The 13,454-nt window shown below is 63.8% G+C and carries 12 protein-coding genes and 4 tRNA genes; 7 read left to right on the forward strand and 9 right to left on the reverse strand.

Annotated elements, in window-relative coordinates:
- From ASE52_RS09105 to ASE52_RS09130, 6 genes are all read right to left on the reverse strand, one after another.
- On the reverse strand, positions 1 to 96 hold a 96-nt coding region (locus ASE52_RS09105), incomplete at its 3' end, for a GTP-binding protein (RefSeq protein WP_033470817.1).
- Between the two features lie 74 nt (positions 97 to 170).
- Positions 171 to 245, reverse strand: a tRNA-Thr gene (locus ASE52_RS09110).
- Positions 246 to 307: 62 nt separating this feature from the next.
- Positions 308 to 381 (reverse strand) — tRNA-Gly (locus ASE52_RS09115).
- A gap of 75 nt (positions 382 to 456) precedes the next feature.
- Positions 457 to 542 (reverse strand) — tRNA-Tyr (locus tag ASE52_RS09120).
- Between the two features lie 100 nt (positions 543 to 642).
- Positions 643 to 718: transfer RNA gene (locus ASE52_RS09125), tRNA-Arg, on the reverse strand.
- A 96-nt stretch (positions 719 to 814) separates the two neighbouring features.
- Positions 815 to 1,474 (reverse strand): TetR family transcriptional regulator, encoded by a 660-nt coding sequence (locus tag ASE52_RS09130; protein WP_057225594.1) that lies wholly within the window; start codon positions 1,472 to 1,474, stop codon positions 815 to 817.
- A 192-nt stretch (positions 1,475 to 1,666) separates the two neighbouring features.
- On the opposite strand from ASE52_RS09130, the gene ASE52_RS09135 reads away from it, so the two are divergent.
- From ASE52_RS09135 to ASE52_RS09150, 4 genes are all read left to right on the forward strand, one after another.
- Entirely contained in the window at positions 1,667 to 2,950 is a 1,284-nt protein-coding gene (locus ASE52_RS09135) for an efflux RND transporter periplasmic adaptor subunit (protein ID WP_057225595.1), read from the forward strand.
- A 13-nt stretch (positions 2,951 to 2,963) separates the two neighbouring features.
- Positions 2,964 to 6,119: an efflux RND transporter permease subunit gene (locus ASE52_RS09140; RefSeq protein ID WP_057225597.1), complete on the forward strand. Its 3,156-nt coding sequence runs from the start codon at positions 2,964 to 2,966 to the stop codon at positions 6,117 to 6,119.
- Positions 6,112 to 7,530, forward strand: coding sequence for an efflux transporter outer membrane subunit (locus ASE52_RS09145; protein ID WP_057225599.1), 1,419 nt, complete (start codon positions 6,112 to 6,114; stop codon positions 7,528 to 7,530). The genes ASE52_RS09140 and ASE52_RS09145 overlap by 8 nt, the downstream gene beginning before the upstream one ends.
- 161 nt (positions 7,531 to 7,691) lie before the next feature.
- Positions 7,692 to 8,552, forward strand: coding sequence for a c-type cytochrome (locus tag ASE52_RS09150; RefSeq protein WP_057225601.1), 861 nt, complete (start codon positions 7,692 to 7,694; stop codon positions 8,550 to 8,552).
- 88 nt (positions 8,553 to 8,640) lie between these two features.
- On the opposite strand, the gene ASE52_RS09155 is transcribed toward ASE52_RS09150, so the two are convergent.
- The 3 genes from ASE52_RS09155 to ASE52_RS09165 all read right to left on the reverse strand — a co-directional run bounded on the left by ASE52_RS09155 (position 8,641) and on the right by ASE52_RS09165 (position 10,746).
- Positions 8,641 to 9,216, reverse strand: a complete 576-nt coding sequence (locus ASE52_RS09155; RefSeq protein WP_057225603.1) for a DUF2946 family protein — start codon at positions 9,214 to 9,216, stop codon at positions 8,641 to 8,643.
- Positions 9,209 to 10,231 (reverse strand): alpha/beta fold hydrolase, encoded by a 1,023-nt coding sequence (locus ASE52_RS09160; protein ID WP_057225605.1) that lies wholly within the window; start codon positions 10,229 to 10,231, stop codon positions 9,209 to 9,211. Before ASE52_RS09160 ends, ASE52_RS09155 begins: the two co-directional genes overlap by 8 nt.
- A gap of 65 nt (positions 10,232 to 10,296) precedes the next feature.
- The gene (locus ASE52_RS09165; protein ID WP_057225606.1) at positions 10,297 to 10,746 is read right to left on the reverse strand and encodes a nuclear transport factor 2 family protein; all 450 of its coding nucleotides are present in this window, start codon (positions 10,744 to 10,746) and stop codon (positions 10,297 to 10,299) included.
- 234 nt (positions 10,747 to 10,980) lie between these two features.
- On the opposite strand from ASE52_RS09165, the gene ASE52_RS09170 reads away from it, so the two are divergent.
- From ASE52_RS09170 to ASE52_RS09180, 3 genes are read left to right on the forward strand one after another with little or no spacing between them, the layout of a single operon-like run.
- Complete coding sequence (locus ASE52_RS09170; RefSeq protein ID WP_029414406.1) at positions 10,981 to 11,589, forward strand: LemA family protein; 609 nt, start codon at positions 10,981 to 10,983, stop codon at positions 11,587 to 11,589.
- A gap of 37 nt (positions 11,590 to 11,626) precedes the next feature.
- Positions 11,627 to 12,568: a TPM domain-containing protein gene (locus ASE52_RS09175; RefSeq protein ID WP_057225609.1), complete on the forward strand. Its 942-nt coding sequence runs from the start codon at positions 11,627 to 11,629 to the stop codon at positions 12,566 to 12,568.
- Positions 12,569 to 12,570: 2 nt separating this feature from the next.
- Complete coding sequence (locus ASE52_RS09180; protein WP_057225611.1) at positions 12,571 to 13,116, forward strand: TPM domain-containing protein; 546 nt, start codon at positions 12,571 to 12,573, stop codon at positions 13,114 to 13,116.
- Positions 13,117 to 13,454: the final 338 nt, after the last annotated feature.

Here is a 13,454-nt window from a genome sequence, read left to right on the forward strand (position 1 = left end):
AATCGCTGCCGTCAGCGTCGTCTTGCCATGGTCCACGTGGCCGATCGTGCCCACGTTGACGTGAGGCTTGGTGCGCTCGAACTTTCCTTTTGCCATTTTTCCGACTCCGAAAAAAATCTATACCAATACAACTGGATTTCGGCGCAACCAGAATCGGACGCACCTGAAAGTGGTGCCCATGGCGGGAATCGGACCCGCGACCTCTCCCTTACCAAGGGAGTGCTCTACCACTGAGCCACATGGGCAGCTTGACACCGCTCGCACGACATCAAAATTGCTAACTCAACAAACCAGCACAAACAAGCAATGGAGCGGGAGACGGGAATCGAACCCGCGTCATTAGCTTGGAAGGCTAGGGTTCTACCATTGAACTACTCCCGCATCGGCCAACAACCTCTGCGCGCCTGACAAAGCCAAAAGCAAAGCCAAACATCGACCTCAACACTACTCACTCACTGGTGGAGGGGACTGGATTCGAACCAGTGTAGGCGTAAGCCAACAGATTTACAGTCTGCCCCCTTTAGCCACTCGGGCACCCCTCCGGAGAATTTCGAATTATAGCACTAGTTTTTTGCAGCCCGAAGAAATTCCCAAATCCTCGCCCTCAGCCCCACGAGAAAGATACAGGACTACCTGCGTCACTGGTGCGGCTGGCGGGGATCGAACCCACGACCCTTGGCTTCGGAGGCCAATACTCTATCCACTGAGCTACAGCCGCACGGCAAAACTTACACAGCCCCACATTATCGCACGCAACCAACCCACCAGGATCGACGCCACCCAACCCCAACACGAGAAGAGCAAAACACCCACCTCACAAGGAGAGACCGCGAGCCTCGGCATCCCCAGACACTGGGAGCGACAACCCCAGCCCCAGCAAAAAAGCATCGGTACTCGCCCCACCAACCACCACCAGATCAAAGCCCCCCTCACTCAGTATCCAGTTTCTGATAAGCCCGTCGAACAAGGCGTGCAAGCCAATCGCCGCCTCGATGGACGCGACAGGCAAGACAACCCCCTGCGCCTGCGCGCCCAGCTCAAAGTCACGCGCCAGTTGCCGCGTAAAACCATCCGACGCAGCCATGTGGCGATCACGAACCCCCACAAGTTCACCCACATACTCCACCTTGTAGAGCGCAATCTCAAAAACCCTGCGCGTTCGCTCGTCAGAAGCCACACTGCGCAGCACAAACGCCATCACAGCCCGCAGTCGCTGCACGGGATTCGGACAAGTACTGCTTTCAAACTCACCGTAGCCCCGCTCCAACGGAAGAGTCATCCGGTCCATCATGGCATTGAAGAGATCCACCTTGTCCTTGAAGTGCCAGTAGATCGCCCCCCGCGTAGCACCGGCGGCCTGAGCAATGTCACTCAGCGAAGCACGCGAAACCCCCCTCTCCCAGAAGACATGCTCCGCCGCATCAATCAGGCTATTGCGCGTGGCAATTGCATCTTCCTTGGTTCGACGCGCCATTGGTAATTGCCTCCTTATGTTCAATACTAAGTACCCACACTTTATGCAAAGACATCGGGGCATCGCAATTATACATTCATGTCTGTATGTATAATCGCGCACTTATTTCGTCGGGCTCTGATCTTGGACTGCCTCCGACCGAGGGGCCATCCCCTACAACCCCATTCCTTGACGCCAATCAAAAGGACTCCCATGCCCACATCCCGTGACGCATCTACCACCGCCTCCTTTCGCGCCTCCCCAACTCACAGGGCCGCCTCTCTGGTCGCCGCTACTGCGGCAGCGCTCCTACTGGCCTCATGTGGCAAGGCGGACGGCCAAGCCGCAGCCGGAGGACCGCAGATGCCCCCCGTGGAGGTCGGCGTTGTGACTGCGACCCCTGGCGACGTCGGGTTGATCACTGAATTGCCAGGCCGTGTGGAGGCCTCGCGGGTTGCGCAGGTACGGGCTCGCGCTGCTGGCATCCTGCAGCAACGCCTTTTTAAGGAAGGCAGTGATGTGAAGGCAGGACAACCACTGTTTCGCATTGACCCTGCACCCTATGCTGCAGCATCCGAGAGTGCCCGAGCCAGTCTGGCAAAAGCGCAGGCCAACCTCGCGCAGGCCAGCGCACAGGTGGAACGCTATCGCCCACTGGTAAGTGCCAACGCCATCAGCAAACAGGACTTCGTGAACGCCGAAGCCGCCGAGAAGCAGGCACAGGCGGATGTGGCCACCGCCAAGGCCGCAGTACGCACCGCCGACATCACTCTGGGCTACGCCAGCGTGACATCGCCAATATCGGGCCGTATAGGCCGCGCCTTGGTTACTGAAGGGGCATTGGTGGGGCAAGGAGAAGCCACCCCCCTGGCCGTGGTGCAGCAAATCGACCCCGTGTACGTGAACTTCACCCAGTCGGCCAGCGATGTCTTCCAGTTGCGCCGGGCCATGGAAAGCGGCCAGTTCAAGCGCGCCGGAAGCGCAGAGGCCGCGAGCGTCAAGCTCGTTCTGGGCGATGGAACCGAATACGCCCAGGCAGGCAAGCTGCTGTTCACCGATCTGTCGGTGGACTCCACCACCGGTCAGGTCACATTGCGCGCGGAAGTCCCCAACCCCAAGGGCGAGTTACTACCGGGTCTGTATTTGCGCGTACGCATCGAACAAGCACAGGCCAGCAACGCCATCACCCTGCCCCAGCAGGCAGTCACACGCACCCAGCAGGGTGACTCGGTGAGCGTGGTGGGTGACGATGGCAAGGTGTCTCCACGCACCATCAAGGTCAGCGCCGCCCAGAACAACCGGTGGGTGGTTCTTGACGGGCTGAAGGCGGGGGAGAAAGTCATGGTGGACGGTTTTCAGAAACTGCAGATGCTGCCCCCGGGCACACCTGTGAAACCCGTCCCATGGCAAGCCCCAGGGAGCGCTTCCGCACCTGGTGCACTTTCGGCACAGGCCGCCACACCTGCTGCATCTGCCGCTTCGGCATCGAAGCCATAAGGGGCATTCCAGCATGGCCAAGTTCTTTATCGACCGCCCCATCTTTGCATGGGTGATCGCGCTGTTCATCATGGTGATGGGCGGCGTGGCGATCACGCAGCTACCTATTGCACAGTACCCGCCAGTGGCCCCCCCGGCCATCGTCATCAACGCAGCGTACCCCGGTGCATCCGCGCAAACCCTCGAAGACAGCGTGCTGTCGGTGATCGAACGCGAGATGAACGGTTCACCCGGGCTGATCTACATGGAATCCGTCGCACAGGCCGACGGCTCCGGCAGCATCACCCTGAGTTTTCAACCCGGCACCAATGCCGACCTGGCACAGGTGGACGTGCAAAACCGCTTGTCACGTGCAACGCCCCGCCTACCCTCCGCCGTAACGCAGCAAGGTGTGCGCGTGGACAAATCGCGCTCCAACTTTCTGCTGTTCACCATGCTCTCGTCCACCAACCCGGCAACGGACACGGTGGCCCTGGGTGACTATGCATCGCGCAACGTCGTGCCCGAACTGCAACGCCTGAAAGGCATCGGCCAGGCGCAGCTTTTTGGTACAGAGCGCGCCATGCGCATCTGGATCGATCCCGCCAAGATGGTGAGCTTCAACCTCTCGGCCGCCGAGATCACGGCCGCAATCCGCGCACAAAACGCCCAGGTGGCCAGCGGCACCATCGGCGATCTGCCCAACATCGCAGGCCAGGCGATCGCAGCCACCGTCGTGGTCAACGGCCAGCTCTCCAGCGTGGAGCAGTTTGGCAACATCGTTCTGCGGGCCAACACCGATGGGTCCACGGTGCGCATCAAGGACGTGGCACGCGTGGAACTCGGTGGCCAGGCCTATGCCACCGCTGCACGCCTGAACGGCAAGCCCGCCGTGGGCATCGGCGTCCAGCTCTCCCCCAGTGGCAACGCCCTGGAAGCTGCCAAGGCCGTTCGCGCCAAGATGGATGAACTCTCGCGCTACTTTCCTGAAGGCATGAGCTGGAGCATCCCGTACGACAGCTCACGCTTTGTGGACATCTCCATCAGGCAGGTGGCAGAAACCCTGGTGGAAGCGGTGGCGCTGGTGTTCCTCGTGATGTTCCTGTTCCTGCAGAACTGGCGCTACACCATCATCCCCACGATCGTGGTGCCCATTGCTCTCCTGGGTACATTCGCCACGCTGCTGGCGCTGGGGTTCTCGATCAACGTGTTGACGATGTTTGGCATGGTGCTGGTGATCGGCATCGTGGTGGACGATGCGATCGTGGTGGTGGAAAACGTCGAGCGCATCATGAGCGAAGAAGGGCTCTCGCCCCTGGAGGCCACGCGCAAGGCCATGCGCCAGATCTCAGGCGCCATCATTGGCGTGACCGTGGTGCTGATCTCAGTATTCGTGCCACTGGCCTTCTTTGCGGGGTCCACCGGCAACATCTACCGTCAATTCTCGGCAGTGATGGTGGCATCCATTGCTTTCTCGGCCTTCATGGCGCTGTCGCTCACGCCTGCACTGTGCGCCACTTTGCTCAAGCCTGTGGAAGCCGGCCACCACCATGAAAAGCGCGGTTTCTTCGGCTGGTTCAACCGTGGCTTCTCGCGCACGGCCAAGGGATATGAAGGTTTTGTCTCGCGCATGCTCAAGCGGGCAGCGCGCTACCTCGTCATCTACGCAGCCATCATTGGCGCCGTGGCCGTGGTGTACATGCGGCTGCCCACATCGTTCCTGCCCAGCGAGGACCAGGGCAACATCATTGTCAACGTACAACTGCCACCCGGCGCCACACAAGAGCGCACGCTGGCCGTGATGCAGCAGGTCGAGGAGTTCATCCTCAAGCAGCCCGAAGTGCAAAGCATGGTGGGCGTGCTGGGGTTCAGCTTCTCCGGCCAGGGCCAGAATGCCGCCCTTGCCTTTGTGACATTGAAGGACTGGAGCGAGCGCCACGGCCCAGGCCAGTCGGCACAGGACGTCGCCAGCCGGGCTTTCGGGGGGTTGATGGGCATCCGCGATGCGTTCATCTTCCCGTTGAGCCCGCCACCTATTCCCGAGCTTGGCAACGCCAGCGGCTTCACGTTCCGCCTGCAGGACCGCGGGGGTGCCGGGCACGAAGCGCTGGTGAAGGCGCGCAACCAGCTGCTGGGTATGGCCTCGCAAAGCAAGGTGCTGACCCAGGTGCGCCCGGATGGCCTGGAAGACGCCCCGCAGTTGCAGATCGATATCGACCGCGACAAGGCCAACGCGCTGGGCGTGCCGTTTGATGCGATCAATTCGGCACTGTCCACCGCCCTTGGCTCGAGCTACGTGAACGACTTCCCGAACCAGGGCCGCCTGCAGCGCGTGGTGGTGCAAGCCGACGCCCCGGCGCGCATGCAACCCGATGACCTGTTGAAGATCAACGCCGCCAACAGCCAGGGCAAACCCGTGCCCCTTTCGGCATTTGCCACAACGCGTTGGGCGAACGGCGCGCAGCAAACGGTGCGCTACAACGGCTATCCGGCAATGCGCATCTCGGGTGCGCCCGCCCCGGGTTTCAGCACGGGTGCCGCGATGGCCGAGATGGAAAAACTCGCGACCCAGTTGCCCGCAGGCTTCGGCTTTGAGTGGACAGGCCAATCCCGCGAGGAAAAACTGGCGGGTGCACAGTCGCTGATCCTCTACAGCTTCGCCATCCTGGCCGTGTTCCTGTGCCTGGCAGCGCTGTACGAAAGTTGGTCGATCCCGCTGGCCGTGATCCTGGTGGTGCCCCTGGGCGTGCTGGGTGTACTGCTGGCCACCCTGCTGCGCGGCTATGCCAACGACGTCTACTTCCAGGTGGGGCTGATCACGATCATCGGCCTGTCTGCCAAGAATGCAATTTTGATCATCGAATTTGCGAAAGACCTGCAGGCCCAGGGCACGAGCGTGATCGAGTCGGCACTGGCGGCAGCCCACCTGCGGTTCCGTCCCATCGTGATGACCTCGATGGCCTTTGGCCTGGGGGTCCTGCCGCTGGTGATCGCATCGGGGGCCGGTTCGGCCAGCCAGCGCGCCATTGGCACCGGCGTGCTGGGTGGAATGGTCACTGGCACGGTGCTGGCCGTGTTCTTCGTGCCCGTGTTCTTCGTAGTGGTCCGCAGCCTGTTCAAAGGCAGCGCGCGCCAGCAGGAAATGAACCGCCGCCATGCAGAGGAAGCAGGAGTTGGAACCCATGACTAGTCACCCACGTACCACCGCCATCGCGCTGGCAACAGCCCTGCTGCTGGGCGGTTGCTCGTTCATACCGACGTATGAGCGCCCCGCGGCGCCCGTGCCAGCCACTTACGCCACGAGCGCCGCCGCCACGCCAAACGCCGCAGCGGCAGCGCCTTGGCAGGACTATTTCGCCGAGCCCCGGCTGCGCCAGCTTATCGAAGTGGCCCTGGCCAACAACCGCGATCTGCGGGTGTCCGTGCTCAACATCGAGCAGGCACGCGCAACGTTCCAGGTGCGCAGGGCAGACCTGTACCCGGGCGTGGGTTTGGCCGCCAACGCGAGCCGCGCGCCCGCCACGGGCACCGGCGACCTGACCAACTCGTTCAGTGTCGGCCTGGCGGTCACGGCCTGGGAGATCGACTTCTTTGGCCGCATTGCAAGCCTCAAGGAACAGGCCCTGGCGCAGTACCTCGCCACCGAAGAAGGGCGCAACGCTGCGCAAGTGAGCCTGGTGGCCGCCGTGGCCAACGGCTGGCTGAACCTGCTGGCCGATGAAGAGCTGCTGGACCTGTCACGCCAGACCCTAGCCTCGCGGGACGAGTCTGTGCGCCTGACCAAGATGCGCCTGGATGCAGGCGTTGCTTCCGAGCTCGATTTCCGCCAGGCCGAGTCACTGACCCAGGCCGCACGGGCCACGCTGGCCCAGCAGCAGCGCCAGCGCGCGCTGGACGAAAACGCCCTGGCATTGCTGCTCGGGCAATCCCTGCCCGACGACATCCGTGCCAGCCTCGCAGGCAGCAGGCTGGCAGCGGCCCCCGCCATGGCGCAGTTGCCAGCGGGGCTGCCATCCGAACTGCTGACCCGTCGGCCCGACATCCGCCAGGCGGAGCAGCAGCTGATTGCAGCCAACGCCAACATCGGCGCTGCCAGGGCCGCGTTCTTCCCGCGCATTTCGCTCACCACCCAAGCTGGCACCGCCAGCGGCGAGCTGTCGGGCCTGTTCAAGAGCGGTTCGTGGGGATTCACCATTGCGCCGTCCCTGCTGCTGCCCATCTTTGATGCGGGCCGCAACCAGGCCAACCTGGAGAGCGCACGGGCCGGCCGCGGCATCGCCATTGCGCAGTACGAAAAAGCCATCCAGACAGCCTTCCGCGAAGTGTCGGACGCACTGGCAGGCCAGGCCACGCTGGGCGAGCAGGCGCAGGCACAGCAGCTGCAGGCCCAGGCCGAGGCCTCACGGCTGCAGCTGTCCGATCTGCGTTACCGCAACGGCGTGTCGAGCTACCTGGATCTGCTGGATGCGCAGCGCTCGCTGTTCACGGCGCAGCAGGCCGTGGTGCAGGTCAAACTCGCTCAACTGCAAAACCAGGTGGCGCTGTACAAGGCCCTGGGTGGCGGAGCACCTGAAGCGGCAGCAGCAGGCAATCCATCCTGATACAAACGACGGCCCCCTGGCGCCCCACAGTTTGTGGCGCGCGCAGGGTCGTGCCGTGTATCAGGGTCATGGCGTGCGCGGGCCTTACCCGGAGAACAACAGCCCCGCAGATATAATTTAAGGTTGATTTCATCAAAGCCCCCGATACACCAGAGGACGTCATGAGCGACAACCACCACGAAGAAGCCCATACCGGCCCGATCAAGAACCCCAAGCAGTTGCTGGTCGCGGTACTTTTCTCGTTTGTGATTCCAATCTTTGCCATCATTGGCTTGGTTCTGTACGTCACGTCGGCCGACAAGCCAGCCGCTGGCGCCGCCAATCCCGAGAAAGCCATTGCCGAGCGCATCCAGAAGGTGGGCATGGTCGAGATCCGTGATGCCAACCGCCCTCTGAAGGCCGGTGAAGAGGTGTACAAGGGCCAGTGCGCCGCGTGCCATGCCACAGGCGCTGCCGGTGCTCCCAAATTTTCGGATGCCGGCGCCTGGTCGGCCCGCATCGCAACCGGCTTTGAAACGCTGGTGCAATCCGCCCTGAAGGGCAAGGGCGCGATGGCTCCGCAAGGTGGCGGGGATTTCAACGACACCGAAATTGCACGTGCCGTGGCCTACATGGCCAATGCAGCCGGCGCCAAATTTGCAGAACCTGCAGCCCCCGCCGCCGCAGGCGCCGCTCCGGCAGCCGCAGAGGCAGCCCCTGCAGCCCCAGCCACTCCGGTGGCGGCGGCAGCCACCGCCGCTGAGGCTGCTCCAGCCGCTGCCGCACCGGTTGCCGCAACCGCAGGCGCTGGCGAAGCCCTGTACAAGCAGGCGTGCCAGGTGTGCCATGCCGCTGGCGTGGCCGGCGCCCCCAAGTTTGGTGACAAGGCCGCCTGGTCGGCCCGCCTGCCTGCTGGCATCGATGCGCTGTACAGCAGCGTCGCCAAGGGCAAGGGCGCCATGCCTCCCCGTGGCGGTGCAGCACAGGCTTCAGACGCCGACCTGCGCGCAGCGGTCGAATTCATGGCAGCCGCCGCCAAGTAAATCAACACCCTTCCGCTCCCACCGCACTCGCAGCGCCTTTCGGGCGGAACACGGGGACAAAAAAGCCGGTCTTGCTGACCGGCTTTTTTTATGGGTGGGGGCCCGACACCGAGGGCGCCTTGGTTGGAGCCTGGGCCTGCGCCGCCCAGCGGCTGCTCGGGCTCATGACAAAGCCGTAGCGGCCAGGCAGGTCCTCCGCCCGCACCGCCTGCGGAAGCCAGCGCCCGGCTTCCACCGCTTCGGCCACCAACGGAACGTCCAGTGTGTGCACCAGGCCCACACCCTGCGCAGTGGTCAGGTAAACGCGGCCCTGTGCGTCCACCAGACAATCCTGCACCGCCGCGCCACTGCCCGTGTGGGACACCACCGAAAAATCAGCCTGTATGCGCCAGACCCAGGGCGTGGCTTCCAGCTCGACATACACCCGCTGGGGCCCGTTCTGGAAGAACCATTGACCCTGCCCATCGGGCTCGAAATTGCGTGCGATGAATTCGATGAGCTTTTCATGCTGCAGCAAGGACCCCTTGCTCTGAGGAAACGGCCCAGCGGCCTGGGCTTGGTCATCGCGCAGGTACCAATGGCCACGCGCGTCCAGGCCCAGCCAGCCGTAGCAGTTGGGCACGTTGGGCCACTTGGCCAGCGCCTGTTTGACGATGTCATCCATGCAGCGATTGTGCGCCCGCCCGCGCCCCGGCCTCTGTGTGTTCGGCCAGCCATCCGCCCACAGCGTCAGGCATCGCGCGCACATGCCCTGGCAGGCGACCATGGGCAAAACCCACATGGCCGCCATGCGGAGGCTGCCACAGTGTGACGAACCCGTTGCGCACCTCGTGCGGCAGCGGAAGGCTGGCGGCCGGGACAAACGGGTCGTTGCGCGCATTGACCACCAGGGCCGGAATGCGGATGTGGTGCAGCAACGGCTTGGCCGACGCCCGCTGCCAGTAGTCCTCGGTGTTGCGAAAGCCGTGCAGCGGCGCGGTGAACACGTTGTCAAACGCATACAAGTCGCGCGCGGCCATCAGCGCCTGCCGATCGAACAACCCTGGGTGCTGCGCCAGCTTCTGCAACGCCTTGGGCACCAGGGTGCGCATGAACATGCGTGTGTAGACCTGCCGGTTGAAGCCGCGCCCAATGGCGTGCCCCCCTGCGGCCAGATCGACGGGCGAGCACACGGCAGCCACGGCATCGGCGCTGCGCGCGGCGTCCTCGCCCACCTCGGCCGCCCAGCGCAAGAGTGCATTGCCGCCCAAGGAGACGCCCACGGCCATCAAAGGCCCCTGGTGCGACGCCCGCAGGCGCTGCAGCATCCAGCCGATCTCCGCGTGGTCGCCCGAGTGGTAGGCGCGGGGCGCCCGGTTGATCTCGCCGCTGCAACCCCGGAAATGGGGCAACGCGCAGGCCCAGCCGCGCTCGCGCGCCAGATCGGCAAAAGCCTCGCAGTAGTGGCTGCGCGACGAGCCTTCCAAACCGTGGAAGACCACCAACAGCGGCCGGGGTGCCACAGACGCCGTGGCGCCCTCTTCCTGCAGGAAATCAATGTCCACAAAATCCCCGTCCGGCGTGTCCCAGCGCTCACGGCGGTATTCGGGGCGGGGGCCAAACACACGGCGCGAATACAGGGCCGGCCAGATGGTCTGTAGCTGGCCACCAGGCAACCATCGCGGTGCTACATATTTCATAGCAATAAACTCTTACAGATCATGCGCCAAGCAGCAAAAAAGCTTGAATGCAAGCCTACCGCCGCTCAGTGGAGCACGGGTCGCTGGGCATCCACCACCTGCGCGTCCGGCGCCACGCCAGGGCTCGCATGGTGCGCCACCAGGCGCCAGCCTTCCGGGGTCTTGTGATAGACGTTGGTGGCCAGCACCACGGCCTGGTGCAGACCGTCGGGCAGCATCACCTCGACCTGCTCGACCACGCTGTGCACAGCGCTCGTCAGCGCCACCACGCGGTGCACCTGCAAGGGCCGCGCCCGCACCGTGCCATGCGAGAACATCGCCTCGAATGCGGTGCGAATCGCCCCCGCACCCAGCAGCCGGGGCCCGCCCGGATGCACACAAATGATGTCGTCGTCTTCGGCCCAGCAGGCCATCAAAAGCTCGATGTCGCCCCGCTGCAAAGCCTCGTAGAACGCGGCTTCGGTGTCGTCCGAGGAACCTCCGAGGGTGGCGGCACTGGCGCGGGAACGGGGCATGGTGGTCGGGGTGGGACGTCTGGGACAAAGGAGGATGGCATGGCGGCTGCGCGGCCCGCCATGTGCAGGGTGCTATTGTGCGGCCATCTCCCAAAGCCTTGCGACGCGCCCGGAAAGTGGCGCCGGGTGCTGCACTTGTTGCAGAATCTGCCGAGCATCCGGTTTCTGGCACCTTGGCGTCTTGGCTCCGTGCCCCAACCTGTCCCTGAACCCCACTTGGCAAACCTCACCATGATCCAACGCATTCTTGCCCTTTTGGCCGCCGTGCTGGCGTTGAGCGCATTGACCGGCTGCGGCTACAACGACTTCCAGCGGCTGGACGAGCAGTCCAAGGCCGCGTGGAGCGAGGTCCTCAATCAATACCAGCGCCGTGCGGACCTGGTGCCCAACATCGTCGCCACCGTCAAGGGCGAGGCGAACTTCGAGCAGGAAACCCTGACCCGCGTGGTCGAGGCGCGCGCCAAAGCCACCTCCATCCAGGTCACGCCCGAAACCCTGAACAACCCCGAGGCATTCAACAAGTTCCAGCAGGCGCAGGGCGAATTGTCGGGTGCGCTGTCGCGGCTGATGGTGGTCTCTGAGCGGTATCCCACGCTGCAGGCCAACCAGGGCTTCAGGGACCTGCGTGTGACGCTGGAAGGCACCGAGAACCGCATCACCGTGGCACGCAACCGCTACATCCAGACCGTGCAGGAATACAACGTGCTCGCGCGCAGCTTCCCCACCAACCTGACCGCCATGGCGTTCAGCTATCCCCCCAAGCCCAGCTTCACCGTGGCCAACGAGGCCCAGATCTCCGCACCACCCACCGTGGATTTCTCCGCGTCCAAGCCCAAGCCTTGAACGCAGCCCGTCTCGTCGCTGAAAATTTAAGAAAAATATGCCTCTAGCGCTTATCCATAAAGCGCTAACAGCTATATTATTTATAGCAATTGCACTGCCTTGGGCACATGCCGACGGCAGCTTGCAGCCCGTGCCCGCGCTCACCAGCCCCGTCATCGACCAGACCGGCACCCTGAGCGCCGCCGACAAGGCCACGCTCGAAACACAGCTGCACACGCTGGAGCAGACCCGGGGCGCGCAGGTGGTGGTGCTGATGGTGCCCACTACCGTCCCCGAGGACATCGCATCGTTCGCCAACCGCGTGGGCAACGCCTGGAAGATCGGGCGCCGCGACGTGGGTGACGGCGTGCTCGTGATCGTGGCCAAGAACGACCGCAAGATGCGCATCGAGGTCGCCAAGGCCCTGGAAGGGGCCATCCCCGACATTGCAGCGGCGCGCATCATCGACGGCGCCATGAAACCCCGGTTCCAGCAAAACGACTATGCAGGCGGGCTGGGCACGGCCATCACCCAGCTCTCCGCACGCATTGCCGGCGAAGCGTTGCCAGCACCCGCCAGCAGCGGCAACAACACGACCCACAGCCCAAACAGCAGCCGCGACGGATTCGATTGGACGGACCTCGCCGTCTTCCTCTTTTTCGGCGTGATCGTGGCTGGGCCCCTGGCGCGCAGCATTTTTGGCAGCCGCCTGGGTGGCCTTCTCATGGGTGGGGGTGTGGGTTTCCTGGCCTTCGTGGTCACCTCCAGCCTGATCGTGGCGGGCGGCGCGGGCCTGCTCGCACTGCTCTACACCTGGATCTTCGGTGGCTCCGGCGGCAGCAGCAGCCCCCAGCGTGGCCGAGGCGGTGCGGCGGCCGGAGGTTGGGGGGCTGGTGCCGGCGGCGGCTGGAGCGGCGGTGGCAGCAACAGCGACAGTGGCGGATTCAGCTCGGGCGGTGGTGGAGATTTTGGAGGCGGCGGCGCCTCGGGGGACTGGTGAACATGGGCCCAGAATCAGCAACAGCCACCTCCATCACCGTTTTACCGGCTGCACTTTGGCGCCTGGTGCGCCACCGGTGGTGCGAGCCCCAGGCGCGCCGTGCGCTGCCTGGTGAGACCCTGGAGCGCCTCGCCGCGCAGGTGGCCGCCAGCGAACGGCAGCACATGGGCCAGATCCGCATCGTCGCCGAAGCCAGCCTGCCCTGGGGTTACCTGCGCCGGCATGCGAGTGCGCGCGAACGCGCCATCATGCTGTTCAGCAAATACCGCGTGTGGGACACCGAGCACAACAACGGCGTGCTGATCTACCTGCTGCTGCCCGAGCACGCGATAGAGATCGTGGCCGACCGGGGCCTCGCCCGCCATGTGGCACCGGACGAATGGCGCGATGTCATTGCGCTCATGGCCCCTCGCTTTCGCCAGTTGGAGTACGAAGAGGGCCTCGTGCAGGCCATCGAGGCAGTTTCGTCCCGCCTTGTCCGGCACTTTCCACGCCCCCCGGAAACCCCCGGGCACAACGAATTGCCCGACGCACCGGTGATTCGCTAGCGCCCCACGCGACGTATCCCCGTGATCAGACTCCCCGAAAACAAGGGTGGTCTCGAGTGCCATGGACAGGCCAGAAGGCCCTCCAAAAAAAAAGCGCCGGAACACCGCAGGGACCTGGTTTCGGAGTGTCCTCGCTGAACTCGCCGTGTGGCATAGTGCGCTCCTTCGTTCGATTTTCATTGTCCCAAATCGGCAGCAGGGTTTTCCTCTAAAAACCCTTCTTTCGGACGCCGCCATCCACCAAAGCAAGGGACTCCACGCGAAGTTCCCGATGCATTGTTTCCAATACTGGAACAGTTAGTTTGCGACCCGGTGGTTTTTCTTCCGCTTCCACCCGC

The organism is Acidovorax sp. Root275, from assembly GCF_001428965.1.
GTDB classification, from domain to species: Bacteria; Pseudomonadota; Gammaproteobacteria; order Burkholderiales; family Burkholderiaceae_C; genus Acidovorax; species Acidovorax radicis.

Coding starts and splice junctions, on each gene's coding strand:
- ASE52_RS09130 (WP_057225594.1), bottom strand. CDS start 1,474: ATGGCGCGTCGAACCAAGGAAGATGCAATTGCCACGCGCAATAGCCTG.
- ASE52_RS09135 (WP_057225595.1), top strand. CDS start 1,667: ATGCCCACATCCCGTGACGCATCTACCACCGCCTCCTTTCGCGCCTCC.
- ASE52_RS09140 (WP_057225597.1), top strand. CDS start 2,964: ATGGCCAAGTTCTTTATCGACCGCCCCATCTTTGCATGGGTGATCGCG.
- ASE52_RS09145 (WP_057225599.1), top strand. CDS start 6,112: ATGACTAGTCACCCACGTACCACCGCCATCGCGCTGGCAACAGCCCTG.
- ASE52_RS09150 (WP_057225601.1), top strand. CDS start 7,692: ATGAGCGACAACCACCACGAAGAAGCCCATACCGGCCCGATCAAGAAC.
- ASE52_RS09155 (WP_057225603.1), bottom strand. CDS start 9,216: ATGGATGACATCGTCAAACAGGCGCTGGCCAAGTGGCCCAACGTGCCC.
- ASE52_RS09160 (WP_057225605.1), bottom strand. CDS start 10,231: ATGAAATATGTAGCACCGCGATGGTTGCCTGGTGGCCAGCTACAGACC.
- ASE52_RS09165 (WP_057225606.1), bottom strand. CDS start 10,746: ATGCCCCGTTCCCGCGCCAGTGCCGCCACCCTCGGAGGTTCCTCGGAC.
- ASE52_RS09175 (WP_057225609.1), top strand. CDS start 11,627: ATGCCTCTAGCGCTTATCCATAAAGCGCTAACAGCTATATTATTTATA.
- ASE52_RS09180 (WP_057225611.1), top strand. CDS start 12,571: ATGGGCCCAGAATCAGCAACAGCCACCTCCATCACCGTTTTACCGGCT.